The following is a 15,846-nucleotide window of genomic DNA, read 5'->3' on the forward strand; positions in this document are numbered from 1 at the left end:
AGTGTGCCGTGTTAGTTCTTCAGCGCAAAAGGATCGCGGTAGCCAAGGGCGTTTCCTGAGTCTGTACTGAAGTTGAAACCGCTTTGTGCGCCGAGACCCAGCAGACTAAACGAGAGGGTGACGTTGTTGTCGTATTCAGGATCGCTGTTGATGTTAGAGCGCGAGAGCAAGTACTCATTGTAGCTCAGCCCAATGACCCAGCAGTCAGAACGGTAAGTCAGGCTAAACTGGTTTTCCAGCATGACATCTTGGGTCAGATCGCGCCAGTATTGCCCTTTAAAGCTCAGCCCGTTCCAAAGTGGGAAGCCTGTCACGACACCTGCTTGCGACAATCCATCGTCCGTTAGCTTGCTGATATCTCGGTTTGGCAAGGTCGACACTATGTACTCCTGCGCCACGTAACGATAGCTGGTTTGCGCGTAAAAGCCATCCTGACGGTATTCCGCAATCGCATTACCGAATTGCAACTCACTTAAGTTGCTGTCGTACTGCATGGAGCCGCGAACAAAGAAGTTGTCGTTAAAATTGGCTTCCCCCTCGAGCGCCCACGCGGAATAATCGAACGCATCTACATCCTCATCCGAGGAACGATCAAAATAATAGATTTGACCAAACGACAGGTTAAATCGCTCTTTATAACCGCTGTCATAAAAGCGCGTGGTTGCCCCGTAGGTGAGCTGGTTAGCGGGGTTGATAAAGTCGATACTACTGAACTGATTACCGCGGAACAGGCCATAGTAATCGGTTTGTAAGCGCGCAGTATCATAGCCGCCCCCGTTGTAGTTCACCGGGTTGTAGATATCACTTTGGTTGACATCCTTGATATACAAGTACTGCACTTGTGGCTCAAGGGTTTGACTAAAGTTGCTCCCCATCGCCCAGAAATTACGCTCAAGCACCAGCCCTGAGTGTAACCGCAATGTGGGGATCTTCCGCTCGACTGACTTACTCAGTTTGGCGGTCGACTCCGCATCCGGTGAGGCGTTATCAAAGCGCTGATCATAATGGGTGTAGAGCATGCTCGCTTCGGCGGTGGCGCTAAACCAAGGACGCGTGAAGGGAATGCTCAAGGTTGGCGCCAAATGGGTCCGGGTGGCTTCGGGTTTGTTCGGGTCATCACTGGCAAACACGCTCAGTTGTGCGGGCAAGCTAATATCCGCCCAGCCCAAGGTTTGCGGCGCATAGTAATTAAGGTCTACCTGCGGCATGAGGCGATAGACACTGGTATTCTCAGTCAGTGCTTGGAAATCTCGGACACGTACCGTGCTATTCCAATCCAACCCGCGATAGCTGATTTCGCCGGTTTGTAGCAAGGTGTTGTCTTCCCGTTTACCTACATCAGAGTCGATATTCTGAAAATAAGCAATATCGCTGACTTTGCTGTAATCGGCCTCATAGCGCCAGTGACCTTGGACGCCACTGTGTTTCCAGTTAAAGCCCCAGCGCTCATCCAGTTCAGGATTGAGCTGGTCGTCAGGAAGGTACTCGGAATATAAAGAGCCACTGCCAAATGGGGCTAAATAACGAATATTGGTGTTAAGCTGAACGCCACGCTCCGACATGTATTTCGGCGTGATAGTGGCATCAAGTTGCGGGTGAATATTCCAATAAAATGGGGTTTCTAGCTCAACCCCGTCGCGATCACTCCACGACACTGATGGATAGAGGAAACCCGTTAAGCGCCCATCCTCGACCGGTACACGTAAATAAGGCAGATAAAAGACGGGCACATTCATCACCTCAAATTTGGGGTGATACAAGTCGGCAAACAGGCTGTCTTCTTCTTTTTCGATTTTGGAAGCCGAAAAGCGCCAGCTTTTATCTTCATCCGGACAGGTGGTAAAGGTACCGTCTTCCATTTCATAGAAGGTGGTGCCGTTTTTAAATACCCGTTTGGCTTCACCGCGCCCCGGTGTACACAGCATTTTGTACTGTGCGTTATTGAGTGTGGTGTCTTCCGTGTCAAGGTTGGCCTGCAGGTAATCCGAGGTCACCATCATTTGCCCATCATTGAAGACCACATCGCCTTGAGCGGTGACAATACGCTCAGGGTCGCGCAGCGTGGCGGTATCCGCGGTCATTTTGCGATGCCCTTGGGTGACCTCAACGTTGCCGCTGTAAATGGCTTTTTCGTTGGATTGGGCTTCGGCACGATCAGCCACAACGCGAATCGGGGCGTTGTTCACATCTTGCGTTTGTTCACTGGGTGGAATACACCGCGCCTCGCTGTCCGGGCAAGGTGTGTCGGCGGAGTCCGCATTGGCAAAAGCAAGCGCTGGGCCATAGAGCGCCAGGCTAATCATGGTGGCTAAAAAGCTGCGTGCAGTCGGTGACATTGAAGAAGACATTCCTGTTTTATCTGATAGCGTGGTGTACACGAAGGCAACGCATCAGTATGCTTTGGCTGCAAAATGCGATTATCATAAATCAATTTACGCCCGGCATCACCTGTAAATGTGCAGGGTGTGAAACCAGCAATGAGACCATGGCATGCAACTATATGGCAAGGTAATTGGCGCTTTTCTCGGCATTTTACTGGGAGGCCCATTCGGTTTTTTTCTTGGCCTGTTCTTAGGTCATCAGTTTGATAAAGCCAAGCAACGCGCCTCACTGGGCGGTTTTGGTGGCGGTTTCGGTGCTCAAGGTGCCGAGGCGCAGCGCGTCTTTTTTCATGGCACCTTTGCCGTGATGGGACATGTGGCAAAGGCTAAGGGGCAGGTCACACAGGAAGAGATTCGTCTAGCCAGCTTAATTATGGATCGCATGCAATTGCATGGGGCGGCGAGGCAATCCGCGCAAGACGCCTTTCGTGAAGGAAAAGGCAGTGATTTCCCGCTACAAGAAACTCTAAATGGGATCCGGGCGTTAAGCCAAGGGCGGCGGGATCTGCTTAGTTTTTTCCTTGAAGTGCAAGTACAAGCGGCGTTTGCAGATGGAGAGCTGCACCCGAAAGAGCGTGAGTTACTGTATATCATTGCTGAGGGGTTGGGTTTTTCCGCGCAGCAACTTGAGCAACGTCTACGCATGCAAGAAGCCGCGTTTCGCTTTAGCCGAGGTTACCAAGGGGATTGGCACCAGCACGCGGGTGGGGCGGGAGCACCACCGCGTCAACGTGAGGTGGATGATGCCTATGAAGTACTCGGCGTGGATGCCTCCGCCTCTGCTCAGGAATTGAAGAAAGCGTACCGTAAGTTGATGAATGAACACCATCCTGACAAGCTGATGGCTAAGGGGTTACCCCCTGAGATGATGGAATTGGCGAAAGAAAAAGCACAAGAAATTCAAAAAGCTTACGATGTGATTAAAAAAGCCCGCGATATTTAGCGGGCGGCCGTGTTAATTAAGGTGTGCTGTGGTGTGCCTTGCAGATAGCCATCAATGTTATCCATCAGTTGCTGGCTGAGCCGATTCACCGCTTCATCTGCTCCCCATGCAATGTGAGGAGTAACGATTAAATTCGGCAGTGATGCGGTGATAAGCGGGTGATCATCAGGGGCTGGCTCTTCACTCAGCACATCTAGTCCTGCGCCACCAATTTGACCGGTTTTTAGGGCGTCGAGGAGCGCGTGTTCATCAACTAACCCGCCACGTCCTGTATTGATCAATAAGGCATGATTTGGCATGCAGGCGAGGACATCACGGTTAATTAAAGCTTCGGTGTTCGGATTTAACGGGCAGTGTAACGAGAGGATATCGGCGCGGCTGATCACCTCATCAAAGGGTAGATAACCCTCCCGGCAATGAGTGGCTCCGTGGTGCTCAGCAAACATGACTGTCATGCCGACTGCGCGTGCCAAACGTGCAACGGCCTCGCCTAAAACCCCTTTACCGATAATCCCTAGTTTACTGCCGGCTACGCTGCCGATTGGGTGAGTAAAAAAGCAAAACTGACCATGCTGTTGCCATGCGCCATGTTGGACGTCGAGGTGGTAGCCGAGCAATTGACGTTTAAGTGCAAAGATCAGGGCGATGACGTGTTCAGGTACCGATTGAGTGGCATAACCTTGGACGTTACACACTTGCACTCCACGCGCTTGGCACGCGGCTAAGTCGACATTGTTCACCCCAGTGGCGGCCACCGCAATCAGTTTGAGGTTAGGACAGGCTGCGAGCACCGTCTCATCGATAACCACTTTATTGGTGATGGCGACCTCGGCCTTTTGCAAACGCGACACGACCTCATCAGGCTGTGTTTCACCATAGGCTTGCCAGTGATGGGGTGAGTGAGGTGTGGGCAGCACAATATGGGCTGGAATGGTGTTACGGTCGAGAAAGACGATATTGACGGGGGTACGCTGAGCCATGTTGATCTCCGTGTCTCAATCCATGGCTCTAGGGTGCGAAATATCGTCACATTGTGCAATCGTTTCAGCGAACGCGAGGGCAATTCGGGGGGCTAGGTCGCGCTGGGTGAGGCCAGCTGATACTCATCGGCAAGGCGATTAGTGGGCATCGTGGGGTAAAACTCACAGGGGGCGTGAAAATGCATGACGTCGCCGGTTGTTGGGTGTAATAAACTCAGCTCGGCCGCGTGCAAATGAAGGCGAGAGGCATAGTCGAGTGCCTCTGGAGAGGCGTAAAACTCATCGCCAACGATGCTATGTCCCAACGATTGCATGTGCACACGAAGCTGGTGCGAGCGCCCTGTCAGCGGGTACAAGGCCATCAAACTGGTCTTAGGGTAGGTGTGTAAACAGCGATAGTGTGTCTGCGATGGTTTCCCATGCTCAAAGCAGACCTTTTGGCGCGGGCGGTTAGGCCAATCACAAATCAGCGGCAAATCAATGTGCCCTTCATGATCAGCAGGATGTCCCCAGACTTCGGCGTAGTAAAGTTTGGTCGGAATACGATCTCGGAACTGGGCCTTAAGGTTTCGCTCAGCCTCTTTGTGGGCGGCAAAGGCCATCACACCAGACGTCGACATATCTAAGCGATGGACCAGCTCCGCTGCGGGAAAGGCGTCTTTCACCCGTGACCACGCACTATCGTAGTGGGCCGGATCGCGGCCAGGATTGGCCAGTAAACCGCTGGGTTTATTGATCACCACCAAATCCGCATCTTGATAGAGAATATCAAGCCAAGGTTCGGTGGGGGGATGGTATTCTGTCATTGCCATAGGATAAATCGGGGCCGGCTGGCCCCGCCTAACGCTTAATTATTGATGACTGACCACAATCAGACGCAAGGCGTCCAATTCAATCTGCGCGTGTTGAATGTGATGTGAAAGGGTGCTGATTTGCTCGCGTAGGGCATCCAACTCATCATCACGGATATTGGGGTTGACGGTTTTGAGTGCCTCTAAACGCGCCAAGGCTTGGGTCAGCTCGCTTTCCATTTCTTGGTGAGCACGAGTTTGAATCTCCCCCAGTGCTTTTTCAGCTAAAGGCTCACTTTTTTCAATCAAACGATGAACTTGGCTTTGTACCGAGTTAACCATTTTGCTGCCCAAATGGCGATTGACGGGGCTTAACTGGCGATGGAAACCCTCAAACTCCACATTGGCGGATAAATCGTTGCCATTCGCATCCAGCAAGACACGTACCGGCGTTTGCGGTAAGAAGCGATGAATCCCGCTTGATTTCGGCGCTTGGGCATCCACCACATAGATAAGTTCGAGGAACAAGGTGCCCACCGGCAGCGCTTTGTTTTTGAGCAAAGAGACTGCGGTGGTGCCGATGTTTTCGCTCAGTAGCAAGTCGATACCGCCACGCACGATAGGGTGCTCCCACGAGACAAACTGGACGTCTTCGCGACTGAGCGCCGTATCGCGATCAAAGGTGATGGTGCAGCCATCGGTGGGGAGACCCGGATAACTCGGCACCATCATATGTTCTGATGGTGTGACTACCAGCGCATTTTCCCCTTTGTCATCTTGGTTGACGCCGATGGTATCAAATAGCCCCAAGGTAAAGGTGACCAAGCCGGTATCGCCATCTTGGTCGGCAATCGTCTGCGCTAACTGTTTCGCCGCATCCCCACCATGTGAATGCATTTCTAACAGTTTATCGCGACCTTGCTCCATTTCCGCTTTGAGGCGCTGGTTCATGGCAGCGCTGTCTTCGATCAGCGTGCTGAGGGCGTCGTCTTGTTGGTTCGCGGCCAGCAGGGTCAGTAAGGTCTCGCCGTATTGCTCGAACACCGCACGGCCGGTTGGGCAGGTATCTTCAAACGCGTCGAGACCTTCATGATACCAGCGCGCCAAAATAGTTTGCGCGGTGCCTTCAAGATAGGGGACGTGAATGGCAATATCTTGTTGCTGGCCGATACGGTCAAGACGACCGATACGCTGCTCCAAAAGGTCTGGGTTCATAGGTAAGTCGAACATCACCAACTGATGCGCAAACTGGAAGTTCCGGCCTTCTGAGCCGATCTCCGAGCAGATCAACACCTGCGCGCCCCCTTCCTCTTGGGCAAAGTAAGCCGCGGCTTTGTCTCGCTCGATAATCGACATGCCTTCGTGGAACACAGTGCCACGGATCCCTTCGCGCTCACGCAGCGCCTGCTCTAAGGTCAAGGCGGTTTGCGCCCGTGAACAAATGATCAGGACTTTATCGTTACGGTGCGTTTTCAGGTAATCGAGCAACCAATCGATACGCGGATCAAAGCCCCACCAGCTGGCACTGTCGCCTTCGAACTGTTGATAAATGTCTTCAGGATAAAGGTTTTGTACCGCCTTTTGTTCCCCTGCGAGACGGCCGCCCATCATCTCGGCAACGCGCATGGCCGTTTGATACTGTTTAGGTAAAGCAAGTGCATGCATGTGCAGCTTTCTGGTTGGAAAGCCGCTGATTGCTGCACGAGTATTACGGAAGAGAACACGACCGGTCCCGTGGCGGTCCATGAGATCGTCAATTAACTGTTGGCGAGCATCGCGCTGAGTCGACTCATCATCACTGTGGATGAGGGCCAAGCGCTGCTCCAAATCGTCGCTTTGGAGTAAGGTGCGGATGCTATGTTGTGCCGCATCACTCAGGGGCGCATCGGCAAGCAAAGCTTCAACCGCTTCTGCTACTGGCGCGTATTGCGCTGCCTCTTCCACAAAGGCGTCGTAATCGTAGAAGCGATCTGGGTCGAGCAGACGCAAGCGGGCAAAGTGGCTTTGTTGGCCAAGTTGTTCCGGTGTGGCAGTGAGTAGCAACACGCCCGGTGTGTGTTCGGCGATGCTCTCAATGATTTGGTATTCGCGGCTGGGGGCATCCGGTGCCCATGACAGGTGATGCGCCTCATCGACGACTAGCAGATCCCAGTGGGTCTCACAGACTTGTTCGACACGACGGCGATTTTTACGCAAAAACTCCAGCGAACACAGGACCAACTGTTGGGTATCAAAGGGGTTGTAGGCATCCGCTAGGGCCTCAACACAGCGTTCTTCATCAAAAATTGAGAAGTGCAGATTAAAGCGGCGCATCATCTCGACCAACCATTGGTGCTGCAAGGTTTCGGGCACCACAATCAAGACTCGCTCTGCGCGACCTGCCAGCACCTGCTGGTGGATGATCATGCCCGCTTCAATGGTTTTACCCAAGCCGACTTCATCGGCAAGCAATACGCGTGGCGCATGACGGCGACCGACTTCATGAGCAATGTAAAGCTGATGGGGGATCAGGCCGGCACGCATGCCGGTTAGACCGCGTAATGGGCTGCGCAGTTGCTGGTGTTGATTGGTCAGCGCACGATAACGCAAGGCAAAGCGATCCATGCGATCAAGTTGGCCAGCAAACAGCTTGTCTTGCGGTTTGTTAAAACGAATCTGGTGGCTGAGCAAGATTTCCCGCAGAGACACTTCGTCTTCGCCAGTATCATTGCGTGTACCGATATAGGTTAATACCCCGTCGTTTTCCTCAACACGCGAGACTGTCATGGTCCAGCCTTCATGGCTTTCCACCTCATCGCCCGGGTTGAACATCACCCGGGTAACGGGTGCATCGTGGCTGGCATACAGCCGTGTTTCATCACTAGCAGGAAACATTAGGGTCACGGTACGGCCGTCAACAGACACCACGGTGCCCAGTCCTAGATCATGCTCCGTATCACTGATCCAACGTTGTCCAAGCGCAAATGACATAGGGGAAAACCTCTGAATTAACTCGATTGTCGAAGACGCAGCCCCGCGACAGCGGCGCCGTTTAAATACTGTGCTATTCAGTGTGGCACTGAAAAAATTGGCCGCCAATAGTACTCGAACTTGTGAGGAGCGTCACGATGAAACTCAATGAATCCCCGCAAAGGTCACGCTGACACACAAACGTCATTATCACGCGGCAAAGATAAAAGCGTGACGTGGCGCAGCGAAATAGATTGGGAATTCCCAATGCCAGGTCTACGCTTAACTTAAGCGCTGTCACCGACAGTGAACTGCCGACACAGGAGGTGCCTATGGGCGACGCCGACCGGAAGCTGTTTGTATTGGATACCAATATTCTCCTCCACGAACCCTTCGCTATTTACTCCTTCCAAGAACACGATGTTGTGATCCCTATGACCGTCCTCGAAGAGCTTGACCGCATCAAAGACAGCAAGCGTGATGTCTCACGAGATGCGCGTGTCGCGATTCGAGCGTTGGAAGATATCTTTAAAGAAGCAACTCCCGATGAAATCGGCGAGGGTATTGCCGTCGGTAAAGGGGATGCGACGGGCACCGTATCGATACTGGCCGACTTTGAAATTAAAGAAACGGTACACGCCTTTGCTGACAAGGCTGGCGATAACCGAATTTTAAATGCGGTGCTATATCTACAAACCAAACGCTCACCACGCAAAGTCGTATTGGTGACCAAAGATATTAATATGCGACTGCGCGCTAAAGGCGCGGGAGTGATGTATGTGGAAGACTATCGCACGGATCAATTGATTGACGATGTGCGATTGCTGACCAAAGGGTTTCATACCTTTGAGGGCAGTTTTTGGGACAAAGTCGGGGAATGTGATAGCCAAGCGTATGGCTCAGATACCCTCCACACCTTACCGTCTGAATTATTGGAAACGCCGTTCGTTAACCAGTACTTATTGGATGAAAGCGACGATTTCGCGGCACGCATTCAAGCCATCAATGGTGAAAAAGCGATCATTAAAGACCTTAGTCGCGAGCGACTGATGCACCGCAGTGCTTGGGATGTAAAGCCGAAAAATATCTACCAAGGCATGGCGATGGACGCGTTACTGGACCCGACCATTGATCTAACCATTTTGACCGGGCCGGCAGGGTGCGGGAAAACCATTCTGGCGATGGCCGCCGCGCTAGAACAGGTGGTGGAAAAGGGAATGTATGACAAGATCATCGTTACCCGCAACACCCCAGATATTGGTGAATCGATCGGTTATTTGCCGGGCACGGAAGAGGAAAAAATGCTGCCTTGGCTGGGAGCGGTGACCGATACGTTAGAAGCACTGCACATGAATGATGAATGCACGGATGGCTCGATGCGTTACATCATGGAGAAAGCCAACTTACAGTTTAAGTCGATTAACTTTATGCGTGGTCGCTCGATTCAAAACGCGTTTGTGATCTTGGATGAGTGCCAGAACCTGACTGCCTCGCAACTGAAGACCATTATCACCCGCTGTGGTGAAGGGACTAAGCTGGTTTGCTCAGGCAACTTAGCGCAAATCGACTCCCCCTACCTCACGCCGGTCACCTCAGGGCTGACTTACATTGTCGAGCGATTTAAAAATTTCGAGGGCAGTGCGTGCGTATACCTCAATGGGGTAGTACGCAGTCGTCTTGCTGAGTTTGCCGAAGAAAACCTTTAACCGAACCGGCGGCTCAGCCGCCGTGTTTTTCTACAGTTAAAACAGCTCGACATCGTCTGCGGCAACAAAGGTTTTGATGATGCCGCTTTCCAGCAATTCTTCGTAGAAAGCCACTTGATTGCGACCGTTTTGCTTGGCGTGATAAAGCGCCTGATCCGCATTACCCAATAAGGTACTGGTGCTCTGATGCGCTTTATCGATACGCGTTGTGCCCATGGAAATGGTCACGGTTTCCGCCGCGCCAAAGTCGCGCGCGTTGACATTGGCAATAAAGGTATTGGCTTTTTGTTCGGCCATGGCGCGTGTGCAAGGATGAAGTAACACCACAAATTCATCCCCGCCGTAGCGAAACAGGGTGTCTTCGACAGAAAAGGTTTGTCGCATTAAAGACGCGAGCAACAAAATGACTTCATCGCCAAATACATGGCCAAAGTTATCATTAATTTGCTTGAAATGGTCGACATCAAAAATACAAATCCAAGGATAACTCGCCTGATCCAAGTCGCTGTCCATCGCCGCGGGCGCTTGCGCTAAGCGATCACTAATCAGGTCTAATTTTTTGGTCAGTACCTTGCGATTGAATAGACCGGTGAAGCTGTCTCGCTCGCTGGCCATAATGATTTGTTGATAGTTCTCATAGATGTGAATGAGGCCAGACACCATAGCGAGCTGTTCCTCGTTTAATTGCTCTGCGCGGCCACATAAGACACCGCGAATGTCCTCGTCTTTTTCGTAATAGATAGGGACAGCAACCAAGGTGTGATCGTAAGCCTGATGCATGGTGACCTCTTGGCTCTCGAGGCAGTCTTCCAGCAGTGCATCTACTTGTTCGATATTTTCTTGCTGAAAGGCGCTGTTGTCATTGGTACCCAGCACCGTGAAAGGGGGATTCAGTCCAGAGCAATAATCAAGTAACACCACTTCACTGATAGGCGTTAACTCAAGGATCGACGTCAGTAGGCTCTTGGTAATCGCATCAACTTCAGTTTTGGCTGTGAAATCGACGATAGAGTCGAGTATCTGAATGCTACTGGCGGGCACAAAGCGCCTCCTTAAAAGGGTCTATTCCTGTTGTCAGTATAGAAGCCAATCGAGGAGGCGCCATCTATTAGGGGGATTCCATCATGCCCATGTAACGATGCATGGCCGGTGGGGGCGCATTCAGATCCGCCACGGGGCGAGATAAGGCAACCTGTCCCTCATCGACGTAAAGAAAACGAGAGGCAATGGCTTTCGCATCGTCGGGGTGATGGGTCACCATCAAAACGGTTGTACCTTGCGCGTGGGCGGTCCGTTTCACTAAGGCTAACATGTCTTTTTTCAACGCAGGGTCAAGGGCTGAAAAGGGCTCATCAAGTAATAACAGAGGCTGTTGACGCGCAATACTTCGTCCGAGTGCAATCCGCTGGCGCTGCCCGCCGGACAATGCGCCGGGCAAACGATCTAAATAAGGTGTCAGCCCCACTGCGTCCGCGGCGTTTCTCACGCTCTCTTTTTGTGCGTGACTGAGTTTGAGTGAGGGCGAAAGTCCAATCGCCATGTTGTCAAACACCGATAAGTGGGTGAAGACATTATGCTCTTGAAACAGGATGGAGAGTGGGCGCTGGTGAGCCGGCGCGGTAGTGACTGGCTTACCTGCAATCAAAATCTCGCCACTATCAGGAGCAATCAATCCTGCAATCAGAGAGAGTAAGGTGCTTTTCCCGGCGCCACTTGGGCCGAGTACAGCAACAATCTCTCCCGGCGCGATGTGAGCGTCGAAGTGCATCCACGCTTGCTGGTAGCGATACGTGATATTGGAAAGGGTTAGCATGCGTGTCTCCATTGGACGAGGCGGATGATCAGAGCGTAGCTGCCTAAACTGGTCGCTAATAACAGCATGGCCGCCGCGGCGCCCGCATCCATTTGATAACTGCCCATCAGACGAAATAGATACAAAGGCAGTGTTTGAAAGTGTTGGCTACCAAATAAAGAGATGGCGCTGAGATCGCCCATCGAGAGGACAAAGCTGACCGCGAGGCCACGTGCTATTGGGCGGCGTAAGCACTGCCATTCAATTAAGCGCAAGCGAGTGATCCCACGCACGCCTAAGGTGGCACAGAGTGCATGATAAGATTGCGCCACTTGATAGGCGGGGGCACTGAGCACCTTAATCAAGTAAGGTAACGCCATCAGGGCATTGACTCCCATCACCAACCACAAGGCGAGGCTAAAGACATCGCTAAATTGGCGAAACAGCAAAAACAGTCCTGTACTTAATACGATACTGGGCACTACCAGAATCAAGGCTCCTAGCGTCTCAATACCATCGGCTCGCCTTTTTTGACCATGAAACCGCCAGTGACGGCTGGCTAAGATCACCGCAATTGCCAACACAAATGCGATAGCGGTCGCGCCGGTGGCCACCCATAATGAGTGCATGGTGGCTTGCCATAACGCTGTATCGGCAAGGACAGTGAGCGCACTTGGGTTGAGCCCGCGATACAGCACCACACCCAGTGGCGGCAATACGAGAAGCAAGACCAAGGTTATCCAGAGCAGATCCCAGCATTTCGCCGCTCGGCTATCGAGGGCATGCGGCAACGGTAATACTTCACTGGGTGTATTCGGCACCGCGCGTGTGAATGTTTGCACCACAAACGCAATAGTGCCGCACAGCATCATCTGCCATAGCGCCAATGCCGCGCCGGTTTGCAAGTCAAAGTCAAAGCGAATGGCTTGGTAAATGGCCAGCTCTATGGTGGTGGCTTTGGGGCCGCCGCCAAGCGCCATGACGGTAGCAAAACTGGTAAAGCAGAGCATAAACACCAGTCCGACGATATGGGGCAAACTTTGGCGAAGATAAGGCCATTCAAGGTGACGAAAACGCTGCCAGCCACCTAAACCTAATTGCGTCGCTAAGCGGCGTTGATCGGCGGGGATCCCCTCGAGCGCTTGCACCATGATCTGGGCGGAAAATGGTAAGTTGAAAAACACGTGTGCCAGCAAAATGCCGCTCAATCCATAAATGGAAAACGGCATGGAAAGATCAAAATGTTGTAGGGTGTCGGCGATCAAGCCGCTGCGACCAAAAATGGCCACCAAGCCAAATACCCCGATCAGCACAGGCAGCACTAGGGTCATGGCAAACAGTTTCAACAACCAACGTTTACCGGCAAACTCGCGACGCGACAGGGCGTGGGCAACAGGAATCGCTAATCCCACGCTGAGGATCACTGATAAAGTGGCTTGCTTGAAGCTAAATACGGTGACGTGACGAAGGTAGGCATCTTGCCATAGTGCCTCAAGGTTAAGATCTTGGCTGTGAGAGAACAGCGCCCATAGGGCGCTGCCAATTAAAAGCACGACGAGACTGGCCGCGAGACTGCCCGGCCAGGTGCGTGAAGGATTGAGCATGACGACTATTCAACCAACGCTGTTTGCCAGTCACGCACCCATTGTTGACGGTTGCCCATCACTTCATCGGGTTGATAAAGCAGGCTCTTCTCGGGTTTATTCAAGGTATAGAAGGCATCTGGTAACGTGATATCAGTAACAGGGTACATCCATTGCGTAAGGGGAATGATCGACTGCGCTTCATCGCTAATCATAAACTGTAAAAACGCATCCGCCAGTTCTGGCTGGTCGGTGTAGGCTGATTTCGCGGCCACTTCAATCTGCATATAATGGCCTTCTTCAAACGTCGCGGCGGCAAAGCGGTCATCATCATCTGCAACCAGATGGTAAGCCGGTGATGTGGTGTAAGAGAGCACCATGTCTGCTTCCTTGTTCAGGAACATATTGTACGCCTCGGTCCAGCCTTTGGTCACGGTAATGGTGTTCTCCGCGAGATCACGCCATGCTTGCTGACTTTGATCGCCGTATACTTTCTGGATCCACAGCATTAAGCCTTGGCCAACGGTGGAGACACGGGGATCTTGGTAAATCACACTGATGTCATCACGATCTTCAATCAAGGCTTTCAAGCTCTTGGGCGGATCGAGCAGGCGCGTGGTGTCATACACGAAGGCAAAGTAGCCGTAATCGTAGGGGATAAAGTAGGGATTATCCCAACCGCCGGGTACCTGTAGGCGCTCCGTATTCACTGCGTGCTCGGCGACAATGCCGCTCCGCTCCGCTTCTTTCATTAAATTGGTGTCCATACCCAGCACGATATCGGCGCTGGTGGTACTGCCTTCAATCCGCATGCGGTTGAGCAAGGCTGCGCCGTCTTCAAGGGACACAAACTCGACCTCACAGTTACAGCGTTTCTCGAAGGCGGTTTTGATTTTCGGCCCTGCGCCCCACTCGGCGATAAATGAGTCGTAGGTATAAATAGTCAGCGGGTCAGCGGCGCGGGCGCCAAGCGATAACAGAGACAAAGAAAGTACGGTTAAAACAGACGTAATGACTTTCACAGCACGCTCCTAAGTTGGGCGTGGGTGTTGAGGCTGGTTGATGACATCATCAAGTCTCAATCCCTACGCCAGTGTTAGCTGGATCAGGTTCGATGGGTTTAGCGCGGCGCGCAATCTCAGCCAAGAGGCTCCCCAATGAGTACCACGCCATTGTACTGATTGGCTTAGGGTTAACCAAGCCTTTTAGTCAGCGGTTCGGTTAAGCGCCCAGTCGTAGTCATAGTCTAAGCGTGCATCCTCGGGAAGCTTGATATCGCGGTATTGATTGATATGGGCGATCACCCCTTGTTCACTGCCGCCAAAATCGGCCTTAAACCACTCATAGATAGAAGAAAGCTGCCATTGTTCGCCTTGCTGACTGACGCCTTTATCACTGTTAATAAAGGTGTAGGCGGCTTGTTCTAATTGTGCCTCCAAGGTGTCGGCTTGAAAGGCTTGTGGCTGCAGGTTCGGACAGCCAAGGCTGGCACAATTGACGGCATAGTGGGTACGCGGATCTTGCCATAGCGGGCGCAGAATGCGGTGCTCAATATCATTCAAGGTAAGGGGTTCACCTGCCACCGTGACCACCTCATCATCCCAAGGTCCAAAGCTAAACAGGCCACCGAGTTTGGTGATTGAACGGACAGGATACGCGTCCAAAATGAGCTTTACGGTGACTGAATTGTAGAGATTAACCCAATACGCGTATTGTTCGTCTTTGGTCAGGGTGCGCGGGTCGCGCGCGGTGAGCATGCCAATGTAATGATCGAGAGTCGCTTTATCGGCCTCGGTGACGGCTGCGTAGTTAAATAAGGTGTGCTGTCCTTGAGGCTGTAAATACTTATCGAGTAATACTTGCCAGCTGTGATGAGTAAATGTGGCTTGGCTGGCGGGGTTGTGCGTATCCCACATTGCCCAGTAATCGGCTTTCGGGGCGGCCAAAGCTGGAAAAGCAACGAGTAACCAAAAAATGAGCGTGATCCGTGTTCGCATACCGCTTCCTCAATCGCGAGCGTATCTTGTTTATATCCTAGACCAGCTTGCGCCATGTTTGCTTTCATGGCCATAAAAAAACGCTGCTCAAGCAGCGTTTTAGTGGTTAAAGTGTTGTCTTATGCCAAAAAGGCGGGAATGTTTTGCTCAAAGCGCGAGATCTCAGCGTCGTGCTGAAGCGTGAGGCCAATGCTATCTAATCCTTCCAACAAGCAATGACGGCGAAAATCATCCATCTGGAAGCTAAAGCAGTGTTCACCGGCACGGATGGTTTGGGCGGGCAAATCTAGCGTTACCGTCGCGCCTTCATTTTCGGCCACATACGTAAATAAAGCATCGATTTGGCCTTCTTCAAGGGTTACCGGCACCATTTGGTTATTAATGCAGTTGCCATAGAAAATATCGGCAAAACTGGGGGCGATAATCACTTTAAAACCGTAATCATCCAGCGCCCAAGGAGCATGTTCGCGTGACGAGCCACAGCCAAAGTTTTCGCGGGTGAGTAACACGCTCGCCCCTTGGTAGCGCGCTTGATTGAGCACAAACTCGGGGTTCGGCTGTTTACCCGCATCGTCTAAAAAGCGCCAATCGTGAAACAGGTGCTGACCAAAGCCAGTACGGGTGACTTTTTGCAAAAACTGTTTAGGGATGATCGCATCAGTATCGACGTTCGCCGCATCCAATGGGGCAACAATGCCGGTATGAGTGTGTATGCCTGACATAA

At 52.1% G+C, this 15,846-nt stretch carries 12 protein-coding genes and 1 riboswitch; of the genes, 2 read left to right on the top strand and 10 right to left on the bottom strand.

Annotation, left to right across the window (positions count from 1 at the left end; genetic code table 11):
- Positions 1-11 precede the first annotated feature (11 nt).
- Entirely contained in the window at positions 12-2,336 is a 2,325-nt protein-coding gene (lptD, locus tag E8E00_RS01415; RefSeq protein ID WP_077640569.1) for an LPS assembly protein LptD, read from the bottom strand.
- A gap of 154 nt (positions 2,337-2,490) precedes the next feature.
- Between lptD and djlA the strand changes: the two genes are divergently transcribed.
- Positions 2,491-3,324 carry a co-chaperone DjlA gene (djlA, locus tag E8E00_RS01420; RefSeq protein ID WP_096630013.1) on the top strand — a complete coding sequence of 278 codons (834 nt, stop codon included), beginning with the start codon at positions 2,491-2,493 and terminating at the stop codon, positions 3,322-3,324.
- On the opposite strand, the gene E8E00_RS01425 is transcribed toward djlA, so the two are convergent.
- The 3 genes from E8E00_RS01425 to rapA all read right to left on the bottom strand — a co-directional run bounded on the left by E8E00_RS01425 (position 3,321) and on the right by rapA (position 8,065).
- A complete protein-coding gene (locus E8E00_RS01425) occupies positions 3,321-4,310 on the bottom strand; it encodes a D-2-hydroxyacid dehydrogenase (protein ID WP_371414228.1) in 990 nt (329 codons plus the stop codon). The genes djlA and E8E00_RS01425 overlap by 4 nt on opposite strands.
- An 86-nt stretch (positions 4,311-4,396) precedes the next feature.
- On the bottom strand, positions 4,397-5,116 hold the full coding sequence (gene rluA / locus E8E00_RS01430; protein WP_096630008.1) for a bifunctional tRNA pseudouridine(32) synthase/23S rRNA pseudouridine(746) synthase RluA: 720 nt from the start codon (positions 5,114-5,116) through the stop codon (positions 4,397-4,399).
- Positions 5,117-5,155: 39 nt separating this feature from the next.
- On the bottom strand, positions 5,156-8,065 hold the full coding sequence (rapA, locus tag E8E00_RS01435; RefSeq protein ID WP_096630005.1) for an RNA polymerase-associated protein RapA: 2,910 nt from the start codon (positions 8,063-8,065) through the stop codon (positions 5,156-5,158).
- Between the two features lie 311 nt (positions 8,066-8,376).
- Between rapA and E8E00_RS01440 the strand changes: the two genes are divergently transcribed.
- Positions 8,377-9,750 (top strand): PhoH family protein, encoded by a 1,374-nt coding sequence (locus tag E8E00_RS01440; RefSeq protein WP_077481301.1) that lies wholly within the window; start codon positions 8,377-8,379, stop codon positions 9,748-9,750.
- A gap of 36 nt (positions 9,751-9,786) precedes the next feature.
- Here the strand turns inward: E8E00_RS01440 and E8E00_RS01445 are convergent, their stop codons facing one another.
- The 6 genes from E8E00_RS01445 to leuD form a co-directional block, all read right to left on the bottom strand.
- On the bottom strand, positions 9,787-10,791 hold the full coding sequence (locus tag E8E00_RS01445; RefSeq protein WP_096630002.1) for a GGDEF domain-containing protein: 1,005 nt from the start codon (positions 10,789-10,791) through the stop codon (positions 9,787-9,789).
- Between the two features lie 67 nt (positions 10,792-10,858).
- A complete protein-coding gene (gene thiQ, locus E8E00_RS01450) occupies positions 10,859-11,563 on the bottom strand; it encodes a thiamine ABC transporter ATP-binding protein (protein ID WP_096629999.1) in 705 nt (234 codons plus the stop codon).
- The gene (gene thiP / locus E8E00_RS01455; protein ID WP_096629996.1) at positions 11,557-13,146 is read right to left on the bottom strand and encodes a thiamine/thiamine pyrophosphate ABC transporter permease; all 1,590 of its coding nucleotides are present in this window, start codon (positions 13,144-13,146) and stop codon (positions 11,557-11,559) included. The genes thiQ and thiP overlap by 7 nt, the downstream gene beginning before the upstream one ends.
- 5 nt (positions 13,147-13,151) lie before the next feature.
- A complete protein-coding gene (gene thiB / locus E8E00_RS01460; protein ID WP_069589736.1) occupies positions 13,152-14,138 on the bottom strand; it encodes a thiamine ABC transporter substrate binding subunit in 987 nt (328 codons plus the stop codon).
- A gap of 52 nt (positions 14,139-14,190) precedes the next feature.
- A riboswitch (TPP riboswitch) is annotated at positions 14,191-14,292 on the bottom strand.
- Between the two features lie 38 nt (positions 14,293-14,330).
- A complete protein-coding gene (locus E8E00_RS01465; protein ID WP_069589570.1) occupies positions 14,331-15,122 on the bottom strand; it encodes a DUF547 domain-containing protein in 792 nt (263 codons plus the stop codon).
- Between the two features lie 119 nt (positions 15,123-15,241).
- Positions 15,242-15,844: a 3-isopropylmalate dehydratase small subunit gene (gene leuD / locus E8E00_RS01470; RefSeq protein ID WP_069590982.1), complete on the bottom strand. Its 603-nt coding sequence runs from the start codon at positions 15,842-15,844 to the stop codon at positions 15,242-15,244.
- Positions 15,845-15,846: the final 2 nt, after the last annotated feature.

This window comes from Salinivibrio sp. YCSC6 (assembly GCF_004916735.1).
GTDB classification, from domain to species: domain Bacteria; phylum Pseudomonadota; class Gammaproteobacteria; order Enterobacterales; family Vibrionaceae; genus Salinivibrio; species Salinivibrio proteolyticus.